The organism is Anaerosporobacter sp. (genome assembly GCF_965301125.1).
The window spans coordinates 1-12,884 of the sequence record NZ_CBDLAM010000114.1; the positions used below are offsets into that span (position 1 = coordinate 1).

Consider the following 12,884-nt stretch of genomic DNA (forward strand, 5'->3'; position numbering starts at 1 on the left):
CCCTCAAAGATTGGTATATTATGGAGTATATTAAAGGCTGAATCGCATCTAAAAAGACAAGGCAAACAAAATTGTATGCCTTGTCTATAATTTAGTTAAATTGATTTTTAATCAATTCATATTCTATTCGTTACTCTATATGTTAATCCTTATGCATCTAAGAAGGATTTAGCTACAGCTTCAACAATTTCATTGAATTTATTCTCAAACAACATATTATCACTATCATTTGTTATAAATCCAATATTAACAAGTATTGCAGGCATATCCGTCCTATTTAAAACAGCAAGATTCTTTCTTGATTTTACGCCACGATTATTAAAACCAAGTGCGGCAACACTATTATTAATATTAGTGGCAATCCTATGTTTCGTACCTTTTTTATTATACACAAACGTAACAACACCAGACGTTTTCTTAGATAGAGCACCATTTCTGTGAATGCTTATTAAATAATCTGCCTTTAATAGATTCGTAATCTTAGCTTTGTTTACTGGGCTACTATAAACGTCATCCGATCGTGTATAAACTACGTCTACTCCATTTTGTCTTAATATTTTACCAAGTTGTAAAGCCAAACGTAGAGTATCATCTTTTTCATATCTTTCACCATTAACTGCGCCTTGATCTTTTCCACCATGACCTGCATCAATACAAACTCTTAATGGCATGACATCGCTCCAATCTTATTCGTTATAATCTGACATAATTCCCTATCATCTTATGCTCGATGTTTCAATTGGTGCATACTTTTTAAAAAAAAATTTGTCATGTATCTAATATATTCTATCTTACTTGAAATGCTGCACCATTTCCTAAATCAAATTTACCTACAGTTTCAATTTCAAAATGTTTCTTAGCAATTCCTAAATCTATTAAATCCATTACATAATCATCAACTACATCAATAGTCAATATCTGTCCATCATAATGAAACATTACTTTTTGAGAATTCTTTGCACTTGGCGCAAGTCGTACTGCTTCCATACCATTTGCTATCCAATTCGGAATCTGCACAGATGATTCTAATCTCTGCTCTATGGATTTTCTTTTTTTACTTGAAGCTGCTCGAATCATTTTTTCCTTCATTGTCTGCTTCTCAACTTTTCCCACCAAAATAACACAGACAATCTCCTCTTCATTTAATACAGAAAATGATTCTTTATCAAATGTTCCTCCAACCCAGCAGGTTCCAAGTTCCATGTCTGTCACATTAAGTACAATATCTTCCCCATAGTAACCAATCTTTTCATGAAGATTCTCATCCTCTTTCTTTCCCTTCATCAAAATCAATGAACGTACATTTGTAAATAAGCCATAGCTCTTTTTTAGTGATTCAAAAGCTTTGCTTCCATCCTCTACGAATTCCATAGAAAGACCAGACAGCATATTTGCAACTGAAATCATTTCTCTGATTTTATTCTGTTCTTCTAACGTTAGAGGTTTTTTTTCAAAACTTCTTCTTGCGATTCTTTTTTCGATTGCCTCTCTCATTTTCTAATACCTCACTTTAATTTGGACAATGATATCTTCTTTTTCCTTTACTAATATCACCATATTCAATTGCTGACACCGGACAAGCACAAATACAAGTCATACAATGGGTACAAGCACCACGCCAACCTAAATACTGCAAATTTTTATCACTGCACAACCTTTTCGTACACTTACCTGCATTTCCAATTCCACCACCACAAGTCATGACAAAATATACTTTCTGTCCATTCAAATTATTATTTTCATGAATCCATTCTTCCACAATACTCGGAATACGCCACCCATAAATTGGTGTAACAAATATCAATGTCTCATTCTGTGAAATTTCACTGTGTTCCCCTTTCTTAATGGCATCATTTAGATAATATAATGGTTGTTTGGTTTTATCAGCTATAATATCTGTAAGGTGTTTACTGTTCCCAGTTCCTGAAAAATACAAAACCATAATTATTCCTTCTCTCTCATTGAATGTTCTATTTCTATAATATCCATCAGCTTTTCAATATCTAAAACCAGCTTTTTCATATAACTAAAAAGCTCCTTGTTATGGCTGACATCAATGTAATAGAAATTCATAGTTCCTTCATTTCTACACTTTACAATGCCTAAATCTTTCAATATCTTGATCTGGTGTGAAACAGCAGGTCTTGATAAATGTGTCTTGGTAGTAATTTCTCCCACACGCATACCTTCTTTACAACTTGTCTCCATTAGGACTATTAAAATCAACTGACGGGTTTCATCTCCAATGACATTCAACAAAGGCTGTGCCCTAGCAAAATCATGTTTAATCATGTCTATCTGTTTTCTCATACTATCACCCTTTTTGTTCTTTGGTTCGCTCATACGAACGATTGATTTGATTATACATCTCTTTTGCATAATTTCAATATTGAGAAAGCAAGACAAGACGAAAGATTTTTGAGACCATAGGTAAAAAAACAAAAACAACATTAATTTTGTTCATTTGGAACTTTCTTTTTCATAGGCTTACCCCCGGATGCTTATACTGCCCATGCTTTTGGGTTTTTGTACTATATTGAATTGCAAATTTCGGACAACGGTGCAGACAGCCCAAACACATGACACATTTATCCTGCACCCATACCGGTTTACCATCTCTCATTTCAATTGCACATACCGGACATTTCTGCTCACAAAGTCCACATCCGATGCAACTGTCTTCCACATGAAAATGCCTTGTTTTTCTGGCAATTTTGTCATATACCGTATAGGTCAATTTCGATGCAAAATAGCTTTTCTTTTTCTGCATAAAATTACCTTCTGCGTGACAGGAAATCTTTTCACTCATTTGCTCAATCTGAGCCACTTCGGCATCATTGATTGCCTTTACTTCATCTGCCTTACTTAAGTCAAACTCAGGTGTCCAGGTATCCGGCATACAAATACTGTAATACGCATTGAATTTCACATTGGAATCACCAAGTGCTTTCTCAGCAAATATATGACTTCCTCCCGGAGAAGTACCATAACTTGCTATAAAATAGGTATAGTGCTTTCCTTCACTCATCTTAAATTTTCTAAAATATTCCATAACAACTGTTGGCAGTCCCCAGAAATAGGTTGGAAGAACAAAACCAAGGTTTTCGCCCTCTGCAAGCTCAATCTGAAACAGGTTCTGTCTCATACAGTCTAAGATCGAAACCGTCCTGTCATTTGTTCTCTTGGCAAGTTCCTCTGCCACATATTTATTGTTTCCGGTTGCTGAAAAATACAAAATCATATATCCATGTCTCCTATTCTTTACATCTTGCTATACTCTGTGTCAGTTCTGTAATATGTTCCATGAGCGATGCCATAGTATTTACCATTTGTGCATCAGGATCCAGATAATAATATATAAACGTCTTTTCCTTATAATACTTTACAATACCTGAATCTTTCATAATCTGCATATGATGTGATACTGCCGGTCTGGATAAGTTTGTATGCTCTGTAATATCCGTAACCCGCATCCCCTTTTCTCCAGATTCCTTTAACATGACACATATAATATGCTGTCTTGTTTCATCTCCAATCGCTGTAAGTGCCTTTTGACAATATTGAAATTCTGCCAGTAGATTGTCTAATTTCATTCTATATCCATCCTTCATACCATGTTCCAACCTTTCTGTTTAAATATTTGAACACTTAAACATTGTATCACAATAAATCTACTCTGCAACATCTGTAAAGAAAGTCGAGATATAACCACGTCACAACATGACTCCCACCTCCTCGTATGAAAAAAGCCGCTAAGAGTGTTACCTCCTAACGGCTATGTAGTAATGTTTGTTATTAAGTTTCTAAGTATAAATACTTAAGAAAGGCTTCACAACCTTCCACAATATCGTTATATGTTTCATCAAAATTTCCGCTATACCATGGATCTGCAATATCTCTTTCCCTATCAGTAAATGAAAGTAATCTTCTCACTTTAACAGGGTCTTCTTTTCCTATAATTCGATATATATTCTTTATATTATAGGAATCCATTCCTAGTAAGTAATCATACTTATCATAATCTTCTTTTCTTAATTGAACTGCATATTTCCCTGATGTTGATATACCTTCTTTTTGTAATCTCTTTCTCGTACCTGGGTGTACTGGATTACCAATCTCTTCTGTACTTGTTGCACTGGATGCGATTATAAACTGGTCTTCTAGACCTTCTTTTTTTACCATATTTTTGAATACGAATTCTGACATTGGGGATCGGCAGATGTTGCCGTGGCAAATGAAAAGTACTTTAATCATTGTTATCAAACTCCTTAAAATGCCGAGAAATGCCCTGTTTTGCGAGGGTTTCTGGCTTTGTTGTAATTTCCCTTTTAGTCTGTCAACTAAGCAAATTATAGCATGATTTTGCAAGTTGTGACTACCCGTTAGTAGTAGAATTAGTAGTAAACGGGGATGGGTACTACTAAGAATTTTCTCGGTACATCATATTTATATTTTTAGAACCACATACCGGACATTTGTCTGGTTTCTTATTTATCGCCACATCATGGTCTTGCATAAGGCAATCATTACAACACTATCACGCAATAATTCTAATACGTGTTCACGTTCATTTGTAGGCCAATTCTCTGGTTTTTCCCCAACTACTTTTTCATATTCCATATTTAACCAGATATATCACATGACCTACCTATGTATAAACAATGCTCCTTATCTTCACAAACTGCAAACAATCCATATATCCCTCTAATTATATTTTGACTATCTTTGCATTGTACTGGAACTCCTATATCATTTTCCAGTGCAATCTTAACTTCAGTTTCTATACCTACTCGCTTTCTTTTTGTTCTTTCTACTTCTTTATCTTTTAGTGTTATCATGTCGCCTCCTTAAAGATGCGTTTTTGTACTTCTAAGTAGGAATGTAAATTATCAATCGAATTAATCGAGTGTTGTTTAAATTCCTCCAATTTGACATCATTCACTTTAGCCAATTTTCTCGTATAGTCATAAATCATATTTACAAGCTGTTTTAATTCACTTGTATATAGTTCAAAAGAAATATTTTCTTCTGCATCTGCTTCTTTTATTACCTCTAAGTCTGCTATCAACCTATTTATAGTTTTTTCATCAAGTTTACCCTTTCGTATCGCCTGTAAATATGCTTTAAATGACTTTTCAAATTTTATATCACATTCAGGAGAATTTTTTCTGTACTCATTCTCCTTCTTTCTCTTTACTGCATATGCTGTTAAAGCACCACCGGCTGCCACACCAACTCCGATACCTATAGTAGCTACAGGGTGTTGTTTTACAGCTTGAACTAATGCATTGCCAGCCTTCTTCCCTGCTGGCAATTCAACTTCCTTCAAATGTTTTACAATCGCTCCTGTCTTAGCATCTCTTACAAATCATCTAGAGGTATACCACCTATAGTCGTTAGCACAAATTGTTTCCATCTTTGCTCTATCGATTGCCCATCGTATATTTCTGCAGTAAATAATTCTTTTGCGGAAGAGAACTCACAACCATCTTTTATATCACAATACCCTGCCCAGTATGGTTTTTCGTATTGTGGCAAGTAACCGATATAATGTTCTTCCTTCTTTTCATCATTATTAAAGTAAAATGTAGTTTCATCTACACCTTCCCCTTTAATAAAAAGATCTAGAAGTTCTTGATATGTCATTTTCTCACCTCCACTTATCAGCCCTTTTTTATTTTACTAATTTTCCTCTTGTATTTCTTTATCAAACCTTCCATCTACTCGTTAAGACTCTTCATAATAACGAATATTTTAAAACAATTTTCCCCTCAATACCATCGAAAGAATTCCGCCATGTCGGTAATAGTCTATATCAACATTTGAATCAAAGCGTACTTTAGCCATGAATACCTTCTCGCTCTTATCTTCTAAGATTGCTCTTACACTAACATTCTCATGAGGTTTAATTGATTCATCAATTTTAATTTCGTATACCTCACTACCAGTCAGACCCAAACTATCCGCAGAATCTCCATCTAAGAATTCAAGTGGAAGAATTCCCATCATTACCAGGTTCGACCTGTGAATTCTCTCAAAACTTTCTGCAATAACAGCTTTCACACCTAACAGATAGGAACCCTTTGCAGCCCAGTCTCTGGAAGATCCCATTCCATAATCTTTTCCAGCCAGAATCACAAGCCCTGTATTGTCTTTTTGATATTTTTGAGAAGCATCATAAATTGACATAATTTCACCAGTTGGCCAGTAACAGGTGTATCCACCTTCTGTTCCTGGTGCGATTTGGTTTCTAATACGAATATTGGCAAAAGTTCCTCGCATCATAACTTCATGATTTCCTCGTCTGGAACCATAGGTATTGAAGTCAACAGGATCTTGCCCCTGACTTATGAGATATTTGCCTGCTGGAGTATTCTTGCCAATTGCACCTGCAGGAGAAATATGGTCTGTGGTAATGGAATCTCTAAACTTACCAAGTACTCGTAAATCTTTTAGTTCCTTGATTGTTCCAACCTCTTTTGATAGTCCCTCGAAGAATGGTGGATTTTGAATATATGTTGATTTTTCATCAAATTCATACAAAGTACCCTTCTTAGATTCAATGGCATTCCACATAGAGTTACCTTCATATACCTCTTCGTACTCTTTACGAAATACCTGTGGTTTCAATACTTTTCCAATAGTCTCATTGATTTCCTCGGCTGATGGCCAGATGTCTTTTAGATAGACTTTCTCCCCATTCTGGTTCTCCCCTAGGTAATCCTTATCGAAATCAATATCCACTGTTCCTGCTAATGCATAAGCTACTACTAATATAGGAGACGCTAGATAATTTGCCTTTACAAGTGGATGAATTCGCCCCTCAAAGTTTCGATTACCTGAAAGCACAGAGGTAACCAAAAGATCTTTTTCTATTATGGCCTCTTCTATTTCCTTCATTAACGGACCTGAGTTTCCTATACAAGTAGCACATCCATAACCTACTGTTTCAAAGCCAAGCTGGTCAAGATAGGTTTGCAGCCCTGCAATTTCAAGATATGTAGTAACTACCTTGGAGCCAGGTGCTAGAGAAGTTTTTACATGCGCAGGAACACTAAGCCCTTTTTCTAAAGCCTTTTTAGCCAGAAGTCCCGCACCTAACATAACATATGGGTTAGATGTATTGGTACAGGAGGTAATTGCTGCAATCGCTATGGAGCCTGTTTTTAATATGGTTTTTCTTCCATCATTAAGTGTAACTTCGATTTCCTTATTAAATTCCTCTTTTGTCAAACCATGTCCCTGATTACCCATTGGTGCAGTCACTGATTTTCTAAATTCCTCTTTCATATCTGTTAGAGGAATTAAATCCTGTGGTCTTTTTGGTCCCGAAAGACTTGGTACCATTGTAGATAAATCTACAGTCAAAATCTTTGAATACATAGGTCTCTTACTATCCTTAGTATAGAACATAAGATTTTTCTCCAAATAGGATTTCACTAATAATACTTGCTCTTCACTCCTACCTGTCAGTCTTAAGTAGTCTAAGGTAACCTCATCCACAGGGAAAAATCCGCAAGTAGCTCCATACTCTGGGGCCATATTTGCAATGGTCGCCCTATCTGCAAGAGAAAGACCTTCTATTCCCTTCCCAAAGTATTCTACGAACTTACCTACTACCCCTTCTTTTCTCAGAATATTAGTGATCTTTAACGCTAAGTCTGTGGAAGTAGTTCCTTTGGGTAGCTCACCCACTAGTTCTACACCAACAATACTAGGTACTGGGAAATAGGAAGGTTGTCCAAGCATTCCTGCTTCCGCCTCAATTCCTCCTACTCCCCAACCAAGGACACCGAGTCCATTGATCATGGTGGTATGAGAATCTGTTCCAACTAAGCTGTCAGGAAATAAATAAGTCTTATCTCCCTCCACTTTTTGTCTCACTACCTGAGCCAAATACTCTAAATTCACCTGATGAACAATTCCTGTCCCAGGTGGAACTACAGTGAAATTATCAAAGGTCTCCTGAGCCCATTTTAAGAACTCATATCTCTCTTCATTTCTCTTAAATTCCATATCCATGTTATTTTTTAAAGAATCACTAGTTCCATAGGTATCAACCTGTACAGAGTGATCTATGATAAGATCTACAGGAACCTCTGGATTGATTTTCTCTACACAGTCAGGTCCTCCGATTTCTTTCATTGCATGGCGCATTGCAGCCAGGTCAACGACTGCTGGAACTCCTGTGAAGTCCTGCAAAATAACTCTGGCTGGTTTAAATGGGACTTCTTCTCCTTCGAATTTACCACTAGCCCAGTCAGCTAGGATTTCTATATGCCTTTCTGTAATTGAATGGTCATCACACTGTCTCAGTGCAGACTCTAAAAGAACCCTAATAGAAAAAGGGAGATGTTCTATATCGTACCCCTTATCTTTTAGTGATTCTATACTATAATAGCTATATGTACGGTCATTTAATTCAAAAGTTCTTAAAGAATCTTCTTTTAGTCTAGTTTTCATAACATTCCTCCAATTTGAATGCATTTGTTATATGTATAAGGTTATAGTGTTAATGTTATCAAGGTCTGGGGAAATGTCAATAGAAACTTTATTCAAAAACTTCAGAATGATAACAAAGATCATCTCTTGTTATCATTCTGAAGTTAAAATACATTTCCTATATAAGTGCATAAGTGTTGTCTCTTAACTTACACATTTCTTCAATCCATTCTCGTCTTTGAATCACCTCTAGCCATTCTTCTAAAATTTCATCATAACCATAATATAATCCCGCTAAACCACCCGCAATAGCAGCAACTGTATCTGTGTCATGCCCTAGGTTCACTGCTTTTAATTCGCAATCCGTATACGTATCCGTATTTACAATGCACCATAAGGCTGCTTCCAAGGTATCAACCACATAGCCAGAACTTTTAATATCAGATTCCTCGGTATCGATAAATTCATTCAAATCCCTAATTCTTCTATACTGGTATAACTCAGCCAAATTAGAAACATCTTTTTCATAATAACCAAAGCCAGCATCAAGTCCTATCTGCAATCGTTCCATAAGAGTTCCTTGATTATCCAAAATGCTTTTAATCATAAAATAATATAATCCACAGGCAATTTTACTTCTTTGATGTGCATGAGTTAAAGCAGACACTGCATGTATTTTCTCTATAACCTCTACATCATTAAGATTATCTATTTTCTGTTTTTCATAAAAATACAAACACACTGGCATAATTCTCATAAGAGAACCATTTCCATTATCATTTTCATTTTTTCCACCGCAGGTTTGCACATCTTTCGTTGCAATATATCTTAATATAGCCTGGCAACAGGTATTACCAACATCAAAAGTCTCTCCAAATGGAGTATATCTTCCATCATTAAGCCAAAGTACAAATTTATTCATTATATCTGTTAGTTCAAAACCATTTTTCAAGCTATCTAGTGTTGCTAATGTCATGCTGCTGTCATCTGACCAGCTACCTTTTGGCAGATTAAAAGTTCCATAGCCTACCATATTCTCTACAGGACCTGTTGCAAGTTCTTCTCTCTCCGAAAATTCTACCGGAACACCCAAAGCATCACCAACTACTACGCCCATAATACAATCTAACCATATATTTCTCTTGTTCATATCATTCACTCCAATCTGATAAACTATGCCTGATGTCTCATACAATAATCTGCCTCAATACCTGCTTTCCAGTCATCACCAAGAGCTTCATCCATTTCACATGCTTCACACATTCTAACACGGCTAACCGCCTCATTCAGTGTCTTATAGCTCACTTGTGTACCTTTGCTGTCACATTCATAATTCACTGCGCGATTTGCATTAATCCCAAATCTTGCAGCCACCTCGATCGCATCTATATTAGCTCCAAGAAATAAAAATTCCCAGCCATATCTTTTCTTCTGTCTTTCCACCATTTTCTTAACCCTATCATAGGTATATCTGTAACTTGAATTTTCCATACCATCTGTGGTTATGATAAACAAGGTCTTTTCCGGTCTATCCTCTTCTCTTGCATATTTATGCAGATTTCCAATATGATGAATCGCTCCACCAACTGCATCCAAAAGGGCAGTACAACCTCTCACATAATATTCTTTCTCTGTAATCTGTTTGAGCCTATCCAAATCCATTCTATCTAGGAGAACCTCCTGCATTTCATCAAAGAGAACTGTTGAAACAATTGCCCGTCCTTCCTCTTTCTTTTGCTTGTCTAAAAGAGAATTGTATCCTCCAATCGTATCTGCTTCTAATCCGCTCATTGAACCACTTCTATCTAAAATAAACACGATTTCTGTTAAATTCTTTCTCATAATATATGACCTCCATTTATATTTATTTTCTTGCTACTAAGAAAACTATACAACATATCAGGTCAAAAAAAGTCGCCTCACAGGCGACTTTTTCTTAATCTACTCACAGCTAAAATATTTTTCCTCCCCAAAATCGTAAAGAATACAATCAATCTTATACATATCATATATTTCTTGTTCAAAAACATACTGCATAATCAGATCAAACCTACTGCTTGGTGACAGTGCAAATCCTGCACTCGCAAGTAAATCTTTCGTCTCTTCCAAAGTCAATCTTAAGGATAAAGCAAATGCAAATACTGTATGCTTACTTGGCTGATAATTCACATTATTTCTTATCTTGTAAAAGAATTTTTTGTCCTTGCATGCACCTTTATACACCTCAACCTCATCTCTTCCACGTTCATCAATCAATCGGAATAGCTGCTGTTGAAAGGTTTCTCCGACATTCTTAACGATATCTTCTAAATCTAGGTCTTTTCTCCTTACCATTTCAGATAAATCTTCGTCATTAAGATCCATAGATATTCTTTCACATTCACAGCTAAATCCGTATTCCATCTTATGTTTTTCTACCACATAATTTTCATCAATGAAAGCTTCAATATCTTCAAATATCTGTCCTGACAATCTGACTGCTTCTTTATCAAAAACAACCAAATATATCATCATATCTTCTTTCATCAAGAAATTATGAATTACACTAAGAGCAATTTCCATTCCTTCCGCTTTTGGATATCCATAGCTTCCTGTCGCTATAAGTGGGAAAGCAATACTTTTACAATCATTTTCAAGTGCAAGTTGCAAACTTTTCTCATAACATGAACGAAGCTTCTCTTCTTCTCCATTATTTCCATCTTCATAAAAAGGACTTACTGCGTGAATTATATATTTAGCCACAAGATTGAATCCTGGTGTAATAGCCACTTCACCTTCATTAAGAAAACCTATTTTTCTTCTCGCATTCAATAATTCCTCAGCTCCAGCCACTGCATATACCGCAGTATCTGTACCACTAGAATAAATAGGTTCCTCATTGGCTGTATTTACGATTGCATCAACCTGCATCTTTGTTATGTCATTTCTAACTATTCTAAATGGCATCTAATCAACTCCTCTATCACCAGAAATGATGTAGCTTCAATTTTTACTTATATTAATTTCTTTAATTGTTCTACCTCATCTTCCGTCAATGTAACACCTTTCCCCATCTTTTCATGTTCTGGGGCCCAATCTCTTATATCATACTTTGGTACTGCTCCATTCCAACTGATTAGATTAATTTCTTTACGCCATCCTTTGGCATTCTCTGATAGAACTCCTATTTCTTTTATAATATCATATTTTATATCTGCCATCTCTTTTTCTCCCTTTAATTCTAATTTTATATTAACTTATTACTACTCATTAAGTCCCCCGACTTTATTACAATATTAACTACTCACTGTGCCTTTTCAGGTGGTCAATTCTTAAGCCATTTGAACTTTAAGTGCATCTTCCTGTCTTCTTAAAACTTCTGGATCTGCCTTCGTCAAAGTCAGTGTATCATAGAATATTTACATATACAATCATAACATTTCTTCCCTGATGGATACTCCAGAAAAAAGAAGAAGGCTATTTCTAACCTTCTTCTCTTATACTTGTGAATATACGATATGCGTTATTCTTCTTTCGTACTAATTGCTATTAGTCCAGACTCAGCAGCTAATACTTTCATTTGTTCTACAGCACCTCGAATCTCACTACTTATTGCATATTCAGGAAGTACTAAAATATCCACTAAGCCTTTTACAAGGTCTGTATCAGAAACAAGAGATACATCCACTATTTTCTTTTTCGAATCATTCCCTTTGCTTTCAATTGGTATGAATGTTTTGAATAACTTTTTCTTTACCAATAAGTTCTGAAAATATTGCTCTTCCAAAACTAGCTGCGATAATAGCCTGACGCTACGCCCCAAAATAGGAAGTTCCTCCATACTATATAATGTAAAGGAAATAGTTCTTTCTGATATATTAACTGTTGATAAATCAACAACCTTTGCATTATAGACACTACTCTCCGATTTTTCAGAAAACTCTTCAATTTTTTCTTTAATAAATTCTTTTACATCTTTTGATCCTGCTTCCTCCGATAAACTATCAGTCTCAAAATTCACTCGACTAGATGATACAGGCATTAATCCAATTTTATAGGAAAATGAATATTTCTCAAAACCACTATTACTCATATGACTCCTTTCTCAACTATATATATAAGCATGAGCTGATACATTTTACAGCCATAAACTTAGTCACTAAAGCAGAGATATTTCCTGCCATACGTTGTCTTGTTATGTAAACATGCATATTACTTGTTGTAACTGTTGGTAGTATTGTCATCGCAAAATCAATTACATCCTTAGTTGGTGCACCATTATGAGTGTTAAGATAACTTAAAATTTCAGTTCTGATTAAACTGTTGATTCTTTTTTTCATAATATCCTCCCTTTCCTTTGTTAGATTGTTAGATTTATATATTTCTTTCTTACATTTTTATATTACACCCATACTTTAAGTTTGTCTATTACTTTTTTTATTATCTCACAATCTTTTGATTTA

17 protein-coding genes are annotated in these 12,884 nt (G+C 35.3%); all 17 read right to left on the bottom strand.

The genetic code is table 11. From position 1 onward, the window contains the following. Positions 1-149: 149 nt before the first annotated feature. On the bottom strand, positions 150-671 hold the full coding sequence (locus tag ACW2QF_RS12650; RefSeq protein WP_455716367.1) for an N-acetylmuramoyl-L-alanine amidase family protein: 522 nt from the start codon (positions 669-671) through the stop codon (positions 150-152). 115 nt (positions 672-786) lie between these two features. Continuing rightward, positions 787-1,494 (bottom strand): nitroreductase family protein, encoded by a 708-nt coding sequence (locus ACW2QF_RS12655; protein ID WP_455716368.1) that lies wholly within the window; start codon positions 1,492-1,494, stop codon positions 787-789. A gap of 16 nt (positions 1,495-1,510) precedes the next feature. Then, entirely contained in the window at positions 1,511-1,942 is a 432-nt protein-coding gene (locus tag ACW2QF_RS12660) for an EFR1 family ferrodoxin (RefSeq protein WP_455716369.1), read from the bottom strand. Between the two features lie 2 nt (positions 1,943-1,944). Continuing rightward, positions 1,945-2,310: an ArsR/SmtB family transcription factor gene (locus tag ACW2QF_RS12665; RefSeq protein ID WP_455716370.1), complete on the bottom strand. Its 366-nt coding sequence runs from the start codon at positions 2,308-2,310 to the stop codon at positions 1,945-1,947. Between the two features lie 169 nt (positions 2,311-2,479). After that, positions 2,480-3,241, bottom strand: a complete 762-nt coding sequence (locus ACW2QF_RS12670; RefSeq protein WP_455716371.1) for an EFR1 family ferrodoxin — start codon at positions 3,239-3,241, stop codon at positions 2,480-2,482. Positions 3,242-3,254: 13 nt separating this feature from the next. After that, positions 3,255-3,593 carry an ArsR/SmtB family transcription factor gene (locus ACW2QF_RS12675; RefSeq protein ID WP_455716372.1) on the bottom strand — a complete coding sequence of 113 codons (339 nt, stop codon included), beginning with the start codon at positions 3,591-3,593 and terminating at the stop codon, positions 3,255-3,257. 202 nt (positions 3,594-3,795) lie between these two features. Further along, positions 3,796-4,254 (bottom strand): low molecular weight protein-tyrosine-phosphatase, encoded by a 459-nt coding sequence (locus tag ACW2QF_RS12680; protein WP_455716373.1) that lies wholly within the window; start codon positions 4,252-4,254, stop codon positions 3,796-3,798. Between the two features lie 368 nt (positions 4,255-4,622). Further along, positions 4,623-4,838, bottom strand: coding sequence for a hypothetical protein (locus ACW2QF_RS12685; RefSeq protein WP_455716374.1), 216 nt, complete (start codon positions 4,836-4,838; stop codon positions 4,623-4,625). After that, a complete protein-coding gene (locus ACW2QF_RS12690) occupies positions 4,835-5,329 on the bottom strand; it encodes a hypothetical protein (RefSeq protein ID WP_455716375.1) in 495 nt (164 codons plus the stop codon). Before ACW2QF_RS12690 ends, ACW2QF_RS12685 begins: the two co-directional genes overlap by 4 nt. A 32-nt stretch (positions 5,330-5,361) precedes the next feature. Beyond that, positions 5,362-5,646 carry a hypothetical protein gene (locus tag ACW2QF_RS12695; RefSeq protein ID WP_455716376.1) on the bottom strand — a complete coding sequence of 95 codons (285 nt, stop codon included), beginning with the start codon at positions 5,644-5,646 and terminating at the stop codon, positions 5,362-5,364. Between the two features lie 108 nt (positions 5,647-5,754). Beyond that, positions 5,755-8,463 carry an aconitate hydratase AcnA gene (gene acnA / locus ACW2QF_RS12700; protein WP_455716377.1) on the bottom strand — a complete coding sequence of 903 codons (2,709 nt, stop codon included), beginning with the start codon at positions 8,461-8,463 and terminating at the stop codon, positions 5,755-5,757. Between the two features lie 157 nt (positions 8,464-8,620). Next, positions 8,621-9,592 carry an ADP-ribosylglycohydrolase family protein gene (locus tag ACW2QF_RS12705; RefSeq protein WP_455716378.1) on the bottom strand — a complete coding sequence of 324 codons (972 nt, stop codon included), beginning with the start codon at positions 9,590-9,592 and terminating at the stop codon, positions 8,621-8,623. A 23-nt stretch (positions 9,593-9,615) separates the two neighbouring features. Beyond that, complete coding sequence (locus tag ACW2QF_RS12710) at positions 9,616-10,284, bottom strand: vWA domain-containing protein (protein ID WP_455716379.1); 669 nt, start codon at positions 10,282-10,284, stop codon at positions 9,616-9,618. A gap of 99 nt (positions 10,285-10,383) precedes the next feature. Continuing rightward, the gene (locus tag ACW2QF_RS12715) at positions 10,384-11,388 is read right to left on the bottom strand and encodes a macro domain-containing protein (protein ID WP_455716380.1); all 1,005 of its coding nucleotides are present in this window, start codon (positions 11,386-11,388) and stop codon (positions 10,384-10,386) included. Positions 11,389-11,435: 47 nt separating this feature from the next. Then, positions 11,436-11,642: a YdbC family protein gene (locus tag ACW2QF_RS12720; protein WP_455716381.1), complete on the bottom strand. Its 207-nt coding sequence runs from the start codon at positions 11,640-11,642 to the stop codon at positions 11,436-11,438. Between the two features lie 302 nt (positions 11,643-11,944). Further along, positions 11,945-12,514, bottom strand: a complete 570-nt coding sequence (locus ACW2QF_RS12725) for a hypothetical protein (protein ID WP_455716382.1) — start codon at positions 12,512-12,514, stop codon at positions 11,945-11,947. Between the two features lie 16 nt (positions 12,515-12,530). Continuing rightward, positions 12,531-12,761, bottom strand: coding sequence for a hypothetical protein (locus tag ACW2QF_RS12730; protein ID WP_455716383.1), 231 nt, complete (start codon positions 12,759-12,761; stop codon positions 12,531-12,533). Positions 12,762-12,884: the final 123 nt, after the last annotated feature.